The following is a 15,898-nucleotide window of genomic DNA, read 5'->3' as shown; positions in this document are numbered from 1 at the left end:
TGGCGTAGCCGCCGCTACTCCGCCGCCGGATGGACCATGCTCTTCGGCATCGGCGGCGCTTCCGCCGGCGCGGCGCCGTGATGGTCGTCCGTCTCTGCATCCGCGCTGTGCACGATCAGCCGCTTGCCGAAGCGCCAGATCAGCGCGCCGACATCGTCCATCACCATGAACATCGCGGGCACGAACACCAGCGACAGGATGGTCGAGAAGATCAGGCCGCCGATCACCGCGAGCGCCATCGGCGAACGGAACTCGCCGCCGGCGCCGACCGCGAGTGCGCTCGGCATCATGCCGGCGGCCATCGCGATCGTGGTCATTACGATCGGGCGGGCGCGTTTCATGCCGGCGTCGATCATCGCCTCGTCGCGTGGCTTGCCGTCGCGGATCGCCTCGATCGCGAACTCCACCAGCATGATCGCGTTCTTGGTGACGATGCCCATCAGCATCAGGATGCCGATCCACACCGGCGTCGTGAGCTGCTTGCCGGTGACGAGCAGCGCTGCAATCGCGCCGCCGATCGAGAGCGGCAACGAGAACAGGATGGTGATCGGCTGCAGGAAGGTGCCGAACAGCAGCACCAGCACCGCATAGACCATCATCAGGCCGGCCGTGATCGCCGTGGCGAAGCCGTCGGAGAGCTCGTTGAGGCTTTCGGCGTCGCCCGAGGGGGAGACCTTAACGCCCTTCGGCAGGCTCTTCATGACGGGCAGTTCGTAGATCTTCTTGGTGGCATCGCCGAGCGCCGCGGAGCCGACGAGGTCGGCGGCGACGGTGGCCTGCCGCTCGCGATCGTAACGGTTGATGCTGGTCGGGCCCTGATCGAGCTTGACATCGGCGATGACGGCGAGCGGCACGCCGCCCTTCTCGCCGTGCTCCCCGAGCGGCACGCGTAGCTGCTCGAGCGTCTTGAGATTGCCGCGGGCGGCATCCTCGAGCTGCACGCGGATCGGCACCAGGCGGTCGCCGACGTCGAACTTGGCGAGCGCCGGCCCGACGTCGCCGATGGTCGCGACACGGATGGTCTGCGACAGGCTTTCGGTCGAGACGCCGAGCCGCGCGGCGAGATCGGCGCGCGGCTCGATGCGCAGCTCGGGACGTTCCAGCGAGGTTTCCGAGATGACGTCGGAGATGGTCGGAATCCGCTTCATCTGCGTCGCGAGCTCGCTGGCGACGTTGTTGACGATGTTGGGGTCGACACCGGTCACGACCAGCGAGATCGCGCGCAGGCCGTTCTCGTCCAGGAACCAGAAACGGATATCGGGAACGTTCTCCAGCTCCTGGCTGATCGAAAATTCGAGCTCGCGCTGGGTGATCTTGCGGTCGTTCTTGGGTGTGTAATTGATGATCAGGGAGGCGCGCCGGACCTCCTGCGTGCCCGGTGGAACGCGGCCGCCGTCGACGAAGATGCTCTTCACTTCGGGCCGCTGGCGCAGGCGCGCGACGATGTCCTCGGTGACTTTCTCGGTATAGGCGAGTTGCGTGCCCGGAGGCAGTTCGAGGGCGAGCAGGGAACGGGCGCTGTCCTGCGCCGGCAGGAAGCCCTGCGGCAGCAGCGTGATACTCCAGATCGAGGCCGCGAAGATGCCGAAGCCGATCAGCACGGTGATGAAATAGTGCTTCACCGACCACGAGACGAGGCTGTGATAGGTCCGCAGGATGCGGCCGGGCGGCGGCTCTTCGTGATGGCCGTGCTTGAGGAAATAGGCCGCCAGCATCGGCGTGACGAAGCGTGCGGCGAGCAGCGAGAAGAACACCTGCACCGAGACGGTGATGCCGAACTGTTTGAAGAACTGTCCGGCGATACCAGACATGAAGCTTGCGGGCGCGAAGATCGCGATGATGGTCAGCGAGATCGCGATCACGGCGAGGCCGATCTCGTCGGCGGCTTCCAGTGCGGCACGGTAGGGCGATTTGCCCATGTTCATGTGCCGCACGATGTTCTCGATCTCGACGATGGCGTCGTCGACCAGGATACCCGTCGACAGCGTGATGGCGAGGAAGCTGACGAGGTTGAGCGAGAAGCCGAGGATGTCCATCGCCCAGAAGGCCGGGAAAATCGACAGCGGCAGCGAGACCGCGGCAATGATGGTGGCGCGCAGGTCGCGCAGGAACAGCAGCACGATGACGACGGCGAGGATAGCGCCCTCGAACAAGGTCGAGATCGCCGCTTCGTAATTGCCGTTGGTGTATTCGACCGAGGTGTCGATCAGCTTGAGGTCGACATCGGGATAGGCGGCCTTGAGCGCGTCGATGCGCTTCTGCACGGCCTCGGCGACCTTTACGTCGCTGGCGCCCTTGGAGCGCTTGATGCCGAGCGCAACGACCGGCTCGCCGTTGAAGCGGGCGAAGGTGCGGCGATCGGCGATCGTGTCGGTCACGGTGCCGAGATCGTCGAGCCGGACCTCGCCGCCGCCGAACAGCGGAACCATGGTTCCGGCGAGGTCGCTGAGCGTCTTGGCGCCGGCCAGCGTCCGGATCGCCTGGTCGTTCTTGCCGATCTCGGCGCGGCCGCCGGCAACGTCGACATTGGTGCCGCGCAGGCTCTGGCTGACGTTGACGGCCGTCAGCCCCATCGCCTGCAGGCGATCGGGATCGAGCGAGACCAGGATCTCGCGCTCGACACCGCCGATGCGCTCGACTTGGGCGACGCCGCGCACACCTTGCAGCGCGCGCTTGACCACGTCGTCGACGAAGTAAGAAAGCTGCTCCGGCGTCTTGCCGGGCGAGATCGCCGCATAGGTCACGATCGGCAGACCGATCACGTCGACGCGCTGGATCAGCGGCTCGGTGACGTTCTGCGGCAGGTTCGAGCGCACGCGCGTCACCGCATCCTTGACGTCGTTGAGCGCGCGATCGGTGTTGGTCTCCAGCGCGAACTGGATGGTGGTGATCGACACGCCGTCGGTGATCGAGGAGGTGATGTGCCTGACGCCCTCGACGCCGGAGACGGCGTCTTCAACCGTCTTGGTGACCTGCGATTCGAGCTCCGCCGGCGCGGCGCCGAATTGCGAGACAGCGACCGAGATCACCGGAATATCCGCCGAAGGCAGCCGGGTGATGGCGAGCTTGGTGAAGGAGGTCCAGCCGAGGATCAAGAGGATGATCGAGAACACCACCGACGGCAGCGGATTGCGGATCGACCATGCCGAGATATTGAGAGCCATTAGCGTACCCGCGTGCGATCGAGTTCATCGGCGAACATGGTCTTGATCTGGTCGCCGTCATGCAGCGAAGAGCCGGCGTCGGCGACGACGATCTCGCCGACCTCGACCCCTTCGAGGATTTCCGTCTGGCTGTCCGATGTCAGCCCGACGCGCACCCTTCGCGTCTCGACGACATTGCCTTTGACCACCTGGACGGTGAGATGGTCGATCGCGGTCTTGGGAACCGCGACGCCGCAGCTTCGCTTGGCGTCGATGGAGGCGCGGGCAAACACGCCGACCTTCAGCGAGGGGTTATTGGTCACGCTGATGCGGACGCGGCCGAGCTGGGTGGCGCGATCGATCTCGGGCGCGACCAGGCGGACCCGGCCGATCAGATCGGCGGCATCGTCCCGGCTGATCCGCACCGTCGCGCCGGTGCTGAGCTTCGGCATGTGCACGGCCGGGACCTGCGCATCCAGCTCGATCTCGTTGTTGACGGCGATGCGGAACATCGGTCCAGCCTGGGGTGAGGCCGGGGCACCCACGACGGTGCGCACTTCCGTGATGAGACCCGGCGCGGGCGCTTTCAGCGAAATCGGACCCTGAGGCCCCGGCCGTTGCGGCTGGCCCGGAATCTGCGGCGGCGCCGTGAGGCGCGCCAGCTCCTGGTTCTCGGTGACGATGGTGCCCTCGGTGACGAACAGGTCGGTGACCTTCGATCCCTCCTGGTCGGCCATGACCACGGCCTCGCGCCTCGGCACGAAGAAGCCGGTCACTCGCACGAGGTCGGAGAAGCAGGCATTGGTCGACTTCGTCACGATGACGAGCGCCTCGCCCGGCGTTTCCTTCGCTTCAGGGCGATGCCGATGCTCGAACCAGTAATAGCCGACGCCGAGCGCAAGGATGAACGCCACGGTTCCCGCAGGCTTGAGATATTCGGAGATGTTCATCGCCGGATCATCCTGGCCTGGCTCGAGGTTGTCGGGAACGAATCCCTGAAACGAAGCGGCGTCCCGCAGGGCTGCGGGACGCGCGCTGGGACCAATAGTTTACACCACATCAGCACTTGTCACTTCAACGGATTCACGTCGTAGTCACTTCGATGCGGTGGTCTTGTTTTCCATATTGACGACCTGCACGCGGCGGTTCACCTCGGCCATCGGCTGGCTCGGATCCTTCAGCTTGCTCTTGCCATAGCCGACGGTGACGAGGTCGGTCGCGGCGATGCTGTACTTCTCGACGAGATAGCGCTTGATCGAATCCGCCCGGCGTTCCGACAGGTCCTGATTATAGCTCTCGCCGCCGGCGGCGTCCGTGTGGCCTGCGACCACGAAGGTCGAGCCCTTGAGGTCGGGGCTGGTCAGCGCGCGCCCCAGCGCCTGCACCGAAGGCAGCGACTTGGCGCTGATATCGGCCGAGTTGTAGTCGAAGGTGATTTCGAGATCGATATTGGGCTTGTCCTTGGCGGCGGTTGCGATCTCCTCGCGCTCGGTCGAGGAGAGCGAACGGGTGGCGCGGCCGCGGACTGACTGGATCAGCTTGGTTTCCGTCGCATTCGGGACCGGATCCGCCTGCGGGCCGATCGAGAGGCCGCGAGTCAGGGGCTTTTTCGGCGGCGGTGCCAGGGCACGGACAATCTCATCCTCGGTGACGTTCTTGCTGTTGCCGTCGTCGCCGGCGAAGGCGGGAGGGAGTGTCAGCGACAGGGCGGCACTGACGGTGATGACGGAGAGGAGTGCGGTCAGTCCCTTTGCAGCCAATCTCATTGTCAGTCCCTCCTGTGCGAGCCCGCGCGGTTCCAAATTCCGGCAACAGGCCCCACGGCAGGGCCTCCGGCATCCGTTGATTAGTCTTGGCCGGGCGCCATGGGTTCGAGGCGCCGCCTGCCTGGAATCAAAAAAATATCAACGCACTCCGTAACTTGCGAATTCCTGCACGATGTTCGGATCCATCGCCTTGGCATTGGCGATGTCGAGCGAGCCTTCCTGGGCCGAGCCGTTGCGCTGCTTGGCCACGCCGCGGCCGTAGAGCGAGGAGGTCAGGCGCGGATTGATCCGCAAGGCGGCGTCGAAATCGGCGATGGCGTTCTTCACCGCTCCCGATTTGAGGTTCACCAGCCCGCGGCTATCCAGTGCATCGACGAAATTCGGCCGCAGCCGCAGCGCCTCGTTGCAATCTTTGAGCGCGCCCTGGAGGTCGCCCACCACGGTGCGGGTCCAGCAGCGATTGTTCAGGGCCTCGACGTCCTTCGCATTGATCCGCAGCGTGTCGTCGAAATCCTTGATGGCGAGGGTGTAGGCCCCCTTGCTGGCATAGACCTGGCCTCGCCGGTACAGCGCGTTCACGTCGTCAGGATTGGCGGCGATCTTTGCCGTCAGACCCTTGATGGTGGGATCTTCCTGCAGCGCAGCCGCGCTCGGGCCGCCGTCCGCATTTGTCGGTGGCGCAGGCTCGGCCGGTTTGACCGGCGGGGGCGGTGGAGGCAGCGCGGCATCCACCTGCGGCTTCGGCACCGGCGGCGGTGACGGAGGGGCGGGCGGCGCCGGCGGATTGTTCGAAGCTACCGGCGCCGGTGACGCCGGTGGAACTGGAGGCGGCGCCGGCGGGTTGTTGGCGACCGCTGGCGGCGCTGGCGGAGGCGCCGGTGGCGGCATCGTTGGCGCTATCGTCGCCGTCGGGCGCGAGCCGTTCGGACTCGGAATGAACGAGAAATCCTCCGCAAGCGAGGACGATATCCACGGCACCTGCTCGCCGCGCGAGGCGCGGGTGACGCCCATCTTGGTGCGGTTCAGCGTTTCCTCCGCCATCAGGTCGGGGACGCGGATTTCCTTGAGCAGCTCCTGGACGAACAGGCTGTGGTCGCCGCCGGCATCCGACACGACAGATGCCAGTGCGGCCGAATACATCACGAGCGTGCCGTTCGGTGCAATCACCGGCGTCAGGCCCGCCGAAAAGCTGCGGAATCGGCGCTCGAACGGGTTGCGCCTCGAGGCATCGACCAGAGCGATCTTGACGCCGGCGCCGCGGGTGTTGAGCTCGCCCAGGATGGCCTCGATGCTGAACCCGTCGCGTCGGACATCGGACTCGGTCCAGATCTGTGCATCGACCGGGATCATGTAGCTCTGGCGCGCCGACTGGATGCCGAAGCCGCTGTAGAACACCAGCGCCACGGAGCCGGGCTTGATCTTGCCGTAGAGCTTGTCGAAGGCGCGGCGCATGCCGTCGCCGGTCAGGTTCTCGCCGACCTCGACCGTAAAGCCATCGCGCTTGAGCTCGTCGGCGACATCGCGGGCGTCGTTGATCGGCTCCTTCAGCGGGCTGTCGGCATCCGGATATTTGGCATTGCCGATGACCAGCGCGAAGCGGTCGCCGGCCGCATGCGACGCAGCGGTCGGGACGAACAAGGCAAGCAATGGCAGAAGAAAAAGGAAGCGAGTTTTCATAATCAGCGCGGTCCAGCCAAAAAGGCGCCGTTCCAGCTTGCGCCGCGGCGACCTTAACTTACGCAAAGTGCATTATCAAACCGGGGAGCGGGGGCGTCAACCGCTTGGAGATTCTGCACTATCGCGACAATTGACCGCGAGGCGCAGGCCGGGGGCGAGGGGAATAGATCTGATGTCACGGCATCACTCGACGCGGTCTCGTTCAGGGTTCCGGCTGCCATGTTAGGCCGGCACTCGCGACGAAAATGTGATTGGTCTCACATTGCTGCCGGGTTCGCCGCAACCGCGAGGTTTGACCTTTGCGGCGCGCGATGGCTTGGTGCGCCAAGGTCCGCTCAGAAAAGCAAAAGCCGGGATCAAAGCCATGAACAAGCCAGAGGGAAACGCCTACGAAATCTACGCCCTGCGCTATGCGACGATGTCGCCGCGCACGCCCAGCATGAATTTTCTGGCACCCGACCCGCATGACAGCGCGGCGCAGGACCTCGACTACTTCGTGTGGCTGATCCGCGGGCAGGGCCGCGATATCCTGGTCGATACCGGCTTCAATGCCGAGGAAGCGTCCTTGCGTGCGCGCAAGCTGACGCTCAATCCGGTCGATGCGCTGGAGCGCTTTGGCGTCCCGGTTTCGAGTATCCGCGACGTGATCGTGACGCATTTGCACTATGACCACGCCGGAAATCTCGATCGCTTCCCAAACGCGCGCTTCCATCTCCAGGAGCGCGAGATGGCTTACGCGACGGGCCGCTGCATGTGCAACGGACTGCTGCGACATCCGTTCTCGGTCGAGCACGTCACCCAGATGGTGCGCCACGTCTATGGCGAGCGCGTCACCTTCTATTCCGGCGACGGCGAGGTCGCGCCCGGGGTGACCGTTCACCGCGTCGGCGGTCACTCCGACGGCTTGCAGGTGGTCAAGGTCGAGACCGCGCGCGGGCCGGTGGTGCTGGCTTCCGATGCCGCGCATTATTACGCCAATCTGCAGCGCAGGAGCCCATTCCCGATCGTCTACAATGTCGGCGACATGGCACTCGGCTGGGAGACGATCGAACGTCTCGCCGGTCATCCCGACCGCTACATTCCCGGCCACGATCCTGTCGTCACCGAGATCTATCCGCGGGCGAGCGACAAGGTCGATGCCTGGGCGCTGCATCTGCCGCCGACGCGATCGTTTGCGAAGTGACGGAATCCCGGGCGTGTCCTTGTGAGCCTTAAGCTTACAGGCGCCCCGATGTCCGCTGTGCTCATGAAAGCAGCGCGCAAACCAGCATCGCGGAAGGTCAGAGTCGGGCCAGGAGCAGAAGTCCGCACGCGCTGAGTGATAGAGTGGTTTGGCTGACCTGCGATTTCTCCAGCGCCGGCTGGTGCGGCGTAACGTCACGTACTTCTATTCTTTGAAAGTGAACGACTCTCACTTAGTTAGCTTTGTTACCAAATGCCCGCCGCGCTCAATTTCGTGCGGGCTAGACTCGCAAGCGGAAAGACACGTTAGCGTGTTGCTGTTGCTTGCGGTGGCGAACTGCGCGCTTCCCCGGACGCGTGGTGGATGGCGCCGGACTTTTTGATAGGCCGCGAATCGCGGCTCCCGCCTCAACTCAGATCGACCTCGCAAATGCGCATCGACAATCGATCGCAGGGCCGGAGTATCGCTTCATGTCATCCGTTAAGCCAAGCAACATCGCATTGTTCATCGACGGTGCGAATCTCTTCGCGACCGCGAAAGCTCTTGGTTTCGATGTCGACTACAAGCGACTGTTGGAGGAGTTTCAGGTCCAAGGGACGCTTCTTCGCGCGTTCTATTACACTGCCGTCATCGATAATCAGGAGCAGTTCTCTTCGATTCGCCCGTTGATCGATTGGTTGGACTACAACGGCTACACTGTCGTCACCAAGCCGGCCAAGGAGTTTATCGACGCCAACGGACGTCGCAAGACCAAGGGCAGCATGGACATCGAACTTGCCGTGCATGCCATGGAGCTTGCCGAGCATCTCGACCAAATGGTGCTATTTTCCGGCGATCGCGATTTTCGTCCGTTGGTCGAGGCAGTGCAGCGGCGCGGGGTCCATGTTACGGTGGTTTCGACGATAGAGATCCAGTCACCAATGATTGCAGACGAGCTTCGCCGACAAGCTGATGTCTTCTTGGACCTTGCCGAGCTGCGCCCCCGCATTGCCCGCATCTCCGCCGACCGCTCCCCAGATCAAAATCGCCCCCGAAGTCCAAACCGCTGAGTGGGGGAGCTACGTTGTGCTTCCGAAATCGAGGCCAGCTACGGCGGGTTGCCCGTCACCGCGCAAATTGCAGTCCCAAGAGGAGAGTTGAATTTGCGCTGAATCAAGGCCGTGCAAAAAAGGGACGGCAATAAATAAATGCCGGGGCTGATTTGAGCACGGTATCATTTGACCCGGAAGGGCCGCTGACATTCGTCGGCGGCCCTAATGCGTTTCTACAACCTATGTCAGCGGCGTACGCGCGCGTTGCGGCAAACGCCACAAGTAGCGCCGCGATATAAGCCAGTGCCTTCACGAGCCTACCAAGCCTTCCCAATTGATGAAGGCGCCTGCGCCTCTATGCGTGCGCGCTCTAATACGCCTGCTTGGCGTCGGCCTCTTCGCTGGTCTGGATCAGGTCGAGACTCTCCTCGATCTTGCCAAGCAGCGCCGAGAGCTGCTTGCGCTCAGTTGCGGAGAGGCAGGCGAGGATCTCGTCTTCTCGCCGCAGCAATTGCGGGAACAGCTCTTCGTAGAGCGCGCGGCCCTTCTTCGTCAGTTGCAGGCGGAATTCGCGGCGGTCGGCTTCGTTCTCGACCCGCTCGATCAAGCCGTTCTGCAACAGCGTGGTCACCGCGCGGCTGATCGTCGACTTATGCGTGCGAGTACATTGCGAGATGAACTGCGCGCTACAGGCATCGTTGCGGAAGCCAAGCGTTGCGATCACGCGCCAGGCCGGAATGTCGAGGCCGTGACGTTCCTGATATTCCACCGCGAGCGCGGAGCTGACCTCCGCCGCGAGCCGATTGAGGCGGAATGGCACGAACTTGAACAGATCGAGCCGCGATCTCGGCCGTGGGGAAGCCTCGCCAGCTTCCCTTGTCTTCAGCGCGATGTCGCTTGATGTCCTTGCCAAGGAGAGCGCTCCGAATTCCAGTTGACGGCCGGCCGGCTCCGGTCCAAAATAGTTGCACATGAGACTATCTAGCAGATCAGTCCTCTCCTGACCAGAGCCGAGGTTAGTGTATGGCGGACGCCAATACGCATCAGGCCAAAATCCAGTTCGGCTATCGCCGCCATGCTGACCAGGATCGTCCCGGCCAAAGTCCGGCCGAGCACCCCGTCGTCATCGTCGGTGCAGGCCCGGTCGGCCTGTCGCTCGCCATTGATCTGGCCCAGCGCGGCCAGCGCGTCGTCTTGCTGGACGATGCCGACCGCATCGGCGAAGGGTCGCGCGCGATCTGCTTCTCGAAGCGGTCGCTGGAATATTGGGACCGGCTTGGCGTCGCCGACCGCATGGTCGACAAGGGCGTGGTGTGGAGCGTCGGCCGAATCTTTCACGGCGAATCGCAGCTCTATCAGTTCAATCTGCTGCCGGAGGACGGTCACAAGCGGCCGGCCTTCATCAATCTCCAGCAATATTACGCCGAGGCCTATCTGGTCGATCGCATCAGCGATCTGCCGGATATCGACCTGCGCTGGCGCAACAAGGTGACCGCGCTCGAGCAACGCAACGATTCCGTAGCGCTGACGATCGAGACTCCTGAAGGTGCCTATCGCCTGCACGCGCAATACGTCATCGCCTGCGACGGCGCGCGCTCGTCGCTACGGCAAATGGTCGGCGCGGAGTTTGGCGGACAGGTGTTCGAGGATCAGTTTCTGATTGCCGACGTCAAGATGACCGCGGAATTCCCGACCGAGCGCTGGTTTTGGTTCGACCCGCCGTTCCACGCCGGCCGCTCGGCGCTGCTGCATAAGCAGCCCGACGATGTCTGGCGTATCGATCTCCAGCTCAATCGCTACGCCGATCCTGTCGTCGAGAAGAAGCCTGAGAATGTGCGGCCGCGAATCGCGCGCATGCTCGGCCACGACAAGTTCGAGTTCGAGTGGATCTCGCTCTACAAATTCCAATGCCGTCGGATGGACCGCTTCATCCATGGCCGCGTGATCTTTGCCGGCGATTCCGCGCATCAGGTGTCGCCGTTCGGCGCACGCGGCGCGAACTCAGGGCTCGAGGATGCCGAGAATCTGTCCTGGAAGCTCGACCGCGTATTGCGCGGCACGTCGCCCGCGAGCCTGCTCGAGAGCTACCATGTCGAGCGCAGCCTGGCGGCCGACGAGAACATCCGCGAATCCACCCGCTCGACCGATTTCATGGCGCCGAACTCGCATCAGGAGGCGCGGCTGCGCAAGGCGGTGTTGTCGCTCGCCAAGGAGACCGAGTTTGGCAAGCGCATGGTCAATGGCGGACGCCTTTCGGTGCCGTGCAGCTATGATTCGCCGCTGTCATCGCGCGATGCGGATGCCTGGCGCGGCGGACCATCGCCGGGCTGTTCCATGCTCGATGCGCCCACTGCGACGCGCGGAGGCGAGCAGGCCTATCTGACCGATGCGTTCCGCAAGGGTGGAACGGACTTCACCCTGCTCTCGTTTGGCAATGGCGCAGCGATCGATACGCCCGATGGCGTGAAGGATATCAGGATCGGCGGCGAGGGCGGACTCGCCGATCCCCAGGGCTTCGTTGCGAAGCGCTATGATGCCGAGCCGGGCTCTGCCTATTTGCTCAGGCCCGATGGCTATGTCGCCGCTCGTTTCCGTCATCCGACGCGCGCTGGCGTTGCCGCCGCGCTGTCGCGGGCGGCCGGTCTGAATTGAGGTTTCACAATGCCATTGTCCACCAGCTCGAACTTCGCGCGGCCCGATGACGCCTTCCGCGCCATCGTCGAAGCGCATCGCGGCCTCACCGAGGAGCAGAGCGCCGATTTCGACGCGGCGCTGGTGCTGATCCTCGCCAATCATATCGGCGACATCGACGTGCTGCGGGAGGCGATCGTGCTGGCCAAACGCCGCATGATCGACGGCCAGCAGCAACAACAGCAACAACAATAACCTCGTAAGGATGAATTGATGGCGAAGAATTTCGCATCTACCGGCGATCTCTCCGAGAAGAAGATCACCTTCTCCGAAATCGGCACCGATCTCTATGCCTTCACCGCGGAGGGTGATCCGAACACCGCTGTTATCGTCGGCGACGACGGCTGCCTGGTGTTCGACGCCCAGGCAACGCCGGCGATGGCCAATAAGGTGATCGAGCGCGTCAAAAAGGTGACGGACAAGCCGATCAAATATGTCGTGCTGTCGCATTATCACGCGGTGCGCGTGCTCGGTGCCTCCGCCTATCACGCGCAAGGCATCGTCGCTTCGCAGGAGACCTACCGTCTGATCGAGGAGCGCGGCAAGCAGGATTGGGATTCCGAATATGGCCGCTTTCCGCGCCTGTTCCAGGATGCGCAGAGCATTCCCGGCCTGACCTGGCCGACGCTGACCTTTGAAGGCGAGATGTCGATCTATCTCGGCAAGCGCGAAGTACGGCTGATGCAGCTGGGCGCCGGGCACACCTCCGGCGATATCGTCGCCTGGGTGCCCGATGCGGAAGTGATGTTCTCCGGTGACCTCATCGAATATCACTCGGCCTGCTATTGCGGTGATGCGCATTTGCGGGAATGGCCGCTGACGCTGAACGAGATCCGCAACTTCAATCCCAAGGCGATCGCCCCGGGCCGCGGCGATGCGCTGAAGGGCGTTGGCACCGTGCGCGAAGCCATCGCGATGACGCGCGACTTCGTCACCTCGCTCTATGGTGCAGCCGAGATTTCGGTCGCCAAGGGCCGCACGCTGAAGGAATCGATGGCGGCAACGCGAGAGGTGATGGATCCGAAATTCCACAGCTTCGCCATCTACGAGCACTGCCTGCCGTTCAACGTCTCGCGCGCCTTCGACGAAGCGTCGGGGATCGACGATCCCGTGATCTGGACCGACAAGCGCGACCAGGAAATGTGGGCCGCCCTGCAAGGAGGAGGATAGTCATGAACATCAATACCTCGCCTGATCAGATCATCCGCAGCTCGGCACAGGTCACGCCTGGCTACATGTCCGGCTTCGGCAACAGTTTTGAGACCGAGGCGCTGCCGGGCGCGCTGCCGATGGGCCGTAATTCTCCGCAGCGCTGCGCTTACGGGCTTTACGCCGAGCAGCTCTCGGGCTCGCCCTTCACGGCGCCGCGCGGTACCAATGAGCGTTCCTGGCTCTATCGCATCCGCCCCTCGGTGAAGCATTCCGGCCGTTTCGAGAAGGTCGATGCCGGCCTGTGGCGCTCGGCACCGTGCCATGAAAACGATCTGCCGATCGCCCAGCTGCGTTGGGACCCGACGCCGCTGCCGAAGGAGGAGGTGACCTTCCTTCAGGGCGTGCAGACCATGACCACGGCCGGTGACGTCAATACGCAGGCCGGCATGGCCGCGCATGTCTATCTCATCACCAAATCGATGGTGGACCAGCACTTCTACAATGCCGACGGCGAGCTGATGTTCGTGCTCCAGCAGGGCAATCTTCGCCTCGTCACCGAGTTCGGCCGCATCGACGCCGAGCCCGGCGAGATCGTGGTGATTCCCCGCGGCGTCAAATTCCGCGTCGAGATCCCGAACGGACCGGCACGCGGCTACCTCTGCGAAAACTACGGCGGCGCCTTCACGCTGCCCGAGCGCGGGCCGATCGGCGCCAACTGCCTTGCGAACGCGCGCGACTTCCTGACCCCGGTCGCGTTTTACGAGGACAAGGACACCCCGACCGAGCTCTACGTGAAATGGGGCGGGTCGCTGTTCAAGACCAATTTGCCGCATTCGCCGATCGACGTCGTCGCCTGGCACGGCAATTACGCGCCCTACAAATACGATCTGCGCAGCTTCTCGCCGGTCGGTGCGATCGGCTTCGATCATCCCGATCCCTCGATCTTCACGGTGCTGACCTCGCCATCGGAGACGGCAGGCACCGCGAATATCGATTTCGTGATCTTCCCCGAGCGCTGGATGGTGGCCGACAACACCTTCCGTCCGCCCTGGTATCACATGAACATCATGAGCGAGTTCATGGGCCTGATCTACGGCGTCTATGACGCGAAGCCGCAGGGTTTCGTCCCCGGCGGCATGAGCCTGCACAATTGCATGCTGCCGCACGGCCCCGACCGCGACGCCTTCGAGCACGCCAGCAATGGCGAGCTGAAGCCGGTGAAGCTGACGGGCACCATGGCCTTCATGTTCGAGACCCGCTACCCGCAGCGCGTCACGGCGCATGCCGCGAAATCGTCGACGCTGCAGGACGATTATGCGGATTGCTGGAAGGGCCTGGAAAAGCGCTTCGATCCGAATAGGCCGTAAAATCATTCTTATCGTCATTCCGGGGCGATGCGAAGCATCGCACCCGGAATCTCGAGATTCCCCCGGTGCGCAATTGCGCACCTGAGGTCTGGTCCTTACGGACCATCCCGGAATGACGGTCTCAATTTTGGAGAGCCATGTGCCCCACCCCAACGACCCCAGCCTCCGCTCCTTCATCGAAATCGACCCCGCCTCGGACTTTCCGATCCAGAATCTGCCCTATGGCGTGTTCTCGACCGCCAGCAATCCGACGCCGCGGGTCGGCGTCGCGATCGGAAACTACGTGCTCGATCTCTGGGAGCTCGAGCAGGATTCGCGGCTCGATGTCGGTCCGCTCGGCGTGTTCTCCGGACCCTCGCTCAATCCCTTCATGGCACTCGGGCCAAAGGTCTGGAGCAAAACTCGGGCGCGCATCAGCGAGCTGCTGCGGCACGATCATCCGGAGCTGCGTGACAACGAAGAGCTGCGCAGCCAGGCGCTGGTGCCGATGCGCGAGGCAAAGCTGCATCTGCCGTTCGCGGTCTCCGGCTACACCGATTTCTATTCCTCGAAAGAACACGCCACCAATGTCGGCGTGATGTTCCGCGGCAAGGACAATGCGCTGCAGCCGAACTGGCTGCACATGCCGATCGCCTATAACGGACGCGCATCCACCGTCGTGGTGTCAGGCACCAAGGTGAAGCGGCCGCGCGGGCAGCTGAAGCCGCCGAATGTGGACGTGCCGGGCTTCGGTCCGTGCAAGCGGCTCGATTTCGAGCTGGAGATGGGCGTCGTGGTCGGGCAACCGTCGCCGATGGGCAGCATGCTCACCGAGGCTCAGGCCGAGGAGATGATCTTCGGCTTCGTGCTGCTCAACGACTGGAGCGCGCGGGATATCCAGCAATGGGAATATGTGCCGCTCGGGCCGTTCCTGGCCAAGGCGTTCGCGACCTCGATCAGCCCGTGGGTGGTGACGCGCGAGGCGCTGGAGCCGTTCCGGCTCAAGGGGCCCGAGCAGGAGCCGGTGCCGCTGGATTATCTGAAGCAGGTGAAGCCTCAGAACTACGATATCGCGCTCGACGTCTCCTTGCGCGCCGCCGGCGCCAATGCGGCCGCCGGCATCAGCCGCACCAATTTCAGATACATGTACTGGTCCTCGGTGCAGCAGCTGATGCACCACGCCTCCTCGGGCTGCGCCATGAATGTCGGCGATCTCCTCGGCAGCGGCACCATCTCCGGGCCCGAGAAGAACCAGCGCGGCAGCCTCTTGGAGATCAGCTGGAACGGCACCGAGCCGGTGGAGTTGCCCGGCGGCAGCAAGCGTACGTTCCTCGAAGATGGCGACAGTCTCGTGATGCGCGGCTGGTGCCAGGGCAACGGCTATCGCGTCGGCTTCGGCGAGGTCGAGGGGACGATCTTGCCGGCGGAGTAGGCTTCGCCCTCGCTCCGACCTCCGTCATTGCGAGGAGCTCTTGCGACGAAGCAATCCAGGCTGTCAACGCGACGACAGTCTGGATTGCTTCGCTGCGCTCGCAATGACGGCGCGGAGAGAGCTTATCGCTTCTCCGGCGGCACGTCCTTGACCCGCGCGCAGTGCGCGGCAACGTCCTCCTGGCTGTACTTCAGATGCACGCGTTTGTCGGATGGCGCCTGCTTGGTCGTGCACACGCCCGGCCGCCATTCCCGCGTCGGACGGATCGGGCGCGGTGCGAAGCCGCCGCCGCAATTCGGGCAGACGTTAGACAGTTTTGTCTCGACGCAATCCGCGCAAAACGTGCATTCATAGGAACAGATCCGCGCGTTCGTTGCATCAGGCGGCAGGTCGCGGTCGCAATATTCGCAGTTCGGTCGAAGCTGAAGGGCCATGGTCGGATCTCCGCGAATGGCCTCGATCATCGCAGATCGCGCG

Annotated in this window: 13 protein-coding genes; 7 read left to right on the top strand and 6 right to left on the bottom strand. The window is 63.5% G+C overall.

Annotation, left to right across the window (positions count from 1 at the left end; translation table 11 throughout):
• Positions 1-14 precede the first annotated feature (14 nt).
• The 4 genes from XI06_RS19350 to XI06_RS19335 form a co-directional block, all read right to left on the bottom strand.
• Positions 15-3,164 (bottom strand): efflux RND transporter permease subunit, encoded by a 3,150-nt coding sequence (locus tag XI06_RS19350; RefSeq protein WP_237864321.1) that lies wholly within the window; start codon positions 3,162-3,164, stop codon positions 15-17.
• Positions 3,164-4,093 carry an efflux RND transporter periplasmic adaptor subunit gene (locus XI06_RS19345; protein WP_237864320.1) on the bottom strand — a complete coding sequence of 310 codons (930 nt, stop codon included), beginning with the start codon at positions 4,091-4,093 and terminating at the stop codon, positions 3,164-3,166. Before XI06_RS19345 ends, XI06_RS19350 begins: the two co-directional genes overlap by 1 nt.
• A 144-nt stretch (positions 4,094-4,237) precedes the next feature.
• Positions 4,238-4,909 (bottom strand): OmpA family protein, encoded by a 672-nt coding sequence (locus XI06_RS19340; RefSeq protein WP_237864319.1) that lies wholly within the window; start codon positions 4,907-4,909, stop codon positions 4,238-4,240.
• A 138-nt stretch (positions 4,910-5,047) separates the two neighbouring features.
• Positions 5,048-6,586 (bottom strand): caspase family protein, encoded by a 1,539-nt coding sequence (locus XI06_RS19335; RefSeq protein WP_237870752.1) that lies wholly within the window; start codon positions 6,584-6,586, stop codon positions 5,048-5,050.
• 364 nt (positions 6,587-6,950) lie between these two features.
• On the opposite strand from XI06_RS19335, the gene XI06_RS19330 reads away from it, so the two are divergent.
• Together XI06_RS19330 and XI06_RS19325 are read left to right on the top strand one after the other, a co-directional pair.
• Positions 6,951-7,769 (top strand): N-acyl homoserine lactonase family protein, encoded by an 819-nt coding sequence (locus tag XI06_RS19330; protein WP_237864317.1) that lies wholly within the window; start codon positions 6,951-6,953, stop codon positions 7,767-7,769.
• 470 nt (positions 7,770-8,239) lie between these two features.
• The gene (locus XI06_RS19325; RefSeq protein ID WP_237864316.1) at positions 8,240-8,818 is read left to right on the top strand and encodes a LabA-like NYN domain-containing protein; all 579 of its coding nucleotides are present in this window, start codon (positions 8,240-8,242) and stop codon (positions 8,816-8,818) included.
• 352 nt (positions 8,819-9,170) lie between these two features.
• Here XI06_RS19325 and XI06_RS19320 read toward each other — a convergent pair whose 3' ends face one another.
• Positions 9,171-9,713 (bottom strand): MarR family winged helix-turn-helix transcriptional regulator, encoded by a 543-nt coding sequence (locus XI06_RS19320; RefSeq protein ID WP_237864315.1) that lies wholly within the window; start codon positions 9,711-9,713, stop codon positions 9,171-9,173.
• Between the two features lie 110 nt (positions 9,714-9,823).
• Between XI06_RS19320 and XI06_RS19315 the strand changes: the two genes are divergently transcribed.
• The 5 genes from XI06_RS19315 to fahA all read left to right on the top strand — a co-directional run bounded on the left by XI06_RS19315 (position 9,824) and on the right by fahA (position 15,421).
• Positions 9,824-11,452, top strand: coding sequence for an FAD-dependent oxidoreductase (locus XI06_RS19315; protein WP_271606159.1), 1,629 nt, complete (start codon positions 9,824-9,826; stop codon positions 11,450-11,452).
• A gap of 9 nt (positions 11,453-11,461) precedes the next feature.
• On the top strand, positions 11,462-11,686 hold the full coding sequence (locus XI06_RS19310; protein ID WP_237864313.1) for a DUF2783 domain-containing protein: 225 nt from the start codon (positions 11,462-11,464) through the stop codon (positions 11,684-11,686).
• A gap of 18 nt (positions 11,687-11,704) precedes the next feature.
• Positions 11,705-12,661, top strand: coding sequence for an MBL fold metallo-hydrolase (locus XI06_RS19305; protein WP_237870762.1), 957 nt, complete (start codon positions 11,705-11,707; stop codon positions 12,659-12,661).
• 2 nt (positions 12,662-12,663) lie between these two features.
• The gene (gene hmgA, locus XI06_RS19300; RefSeq protein ID WP_271606158.1) at positions 12,664-14,010 is read left to right on the top strand and encodes a homogentisate 1,2-dioxygenase; all 1,347 of its coding nucleotides are present in this window, start codon (positions 12,664-12,666) and stop codon (positions 14,008-14,010) included.
• A gap of 139 nt (positions 14,011-14,149) precedes the next feature.
• Positions 14,150-15,421, top strand: a complete 1,272-nt coding sequence (fahA, locus tag XI06_RS19295) for a fumarylacetoacetase (RefSeq protein ID WP_271606157.1) — start codon at positions 14,150-14,152, stop codon at positions 15,419-15,421.
• 122 nt (positions 15,422-15,543) lie between these two features.
• On the opposite strand, the gene XI06_RS19290 is transcribed toward fahA, so the two are convergent.
• Positions 15,544-15,855 (bottom strand): DUF1272 domain-containing protein, encoded by a 312-nt coding sequence (locus tag XI06_RS19290; protein ID WP_237864310.1) that lies wholly within the window; start codon positions 15,853-15,855, stop codon positions 15,544-15,546.
• Positions 15,856-15,898 lie beyond the last annotated feature (43 nt).

This window comes from Bradyrhizobium sp. CCBAU 11434, assembly GCF_028128895.1.
GTDB lineage: Bacteria > Pseudomonadota > Alphaproteobacteria > Rhizobiales > Xanthobacteraceae > Bradyrhizobium > Bradyrhizobium zhengyangense.
Note: the sequence above shows the minus strand (reverse complement) of the source record. Positions and strands in the feature narration are given on the sequence as shown.

Excerpts from the sequence above, each read along its gene's own strand:
- XI06_RS19315 (WP_271606159.1), top strand. The coding sequence starts at position 9,824 with ATGGCGGACGCCAATACGCATCAGGCCAAAATCCAGTTCGGCTATCGC.
- XI06_RS19330 (WP_237864317.1), top strand. The coding sequence starts at position 6,951 with ATGAACAAGCCAGAGGGAAACGCCTACGAAATCTACGCCCTGCGCTAT.
- XI06_RS19335 (WP_237870752.1), bottom strand. The coding sequence starts at position 6,586 with ATGAAAACTCGCTTCCTTTTTCTTCTGCCATTGCTTGCCTTGTTCGTC.
- hmgA (WP_271606158.1), top strand. The coding sequence starts at position 12,664 with ATGAACATCAATACCTCGCCTGATCAGATCATCCGCAGCTCGGCACAG.
- XI06_RS19310 (WP_237864313.1), top strand. The coding sequence starts at position 11,462 with ATGCCATTGTCCACCAGCTCGAACTTCGCGCGGCCCGATGACGCCTTC.
- XI06_RS19340 (WP_237864319.1), bottom strand. The coding sequence starts at position 4,909 with ATGAGATTGGCTGCAAAGGGACTGACCGCACTCCTCTCCGTCATCACC.
- XI06_RS19325 (WP_237864316.1), top strand. The coding sequence starts at position 8,240 with ATGTCATCCGTTAAGCCAAGCAACATCGCATTGTTCATCGACGGTGCG.
- XI06_RS19350 (WP_237864321.1), bottom strand. The coding sequence starts at position 3,164 with ATGGCTCTCAATATCTCGGCATGGTCGATCCGCAATCCGCTGCCGTCG.
- XI06_RS19305 (WP_237870762.1), top strand. The coding sequence starts at position 11,705 with ATGGCGAAGAATTTCGCATCTACCGGCGATCTCTCCGAGAAGAAGATC.
- XI06_RS19290 (WP_237864310.1), bottom strand. The coding sequence starts at position 15,855 with ATGGCCCTTCAGCTTCGACCGAACTGCGAATATTGCGACCGCGACCTG.
- XI06_RS19345 (WP_237864320.1), bottom strand. The coding sequence starts at position 4,093 with ATGAACATCTCCGAATATCTCAAGCCTGCGGGAACCGTGGCGTTCATC.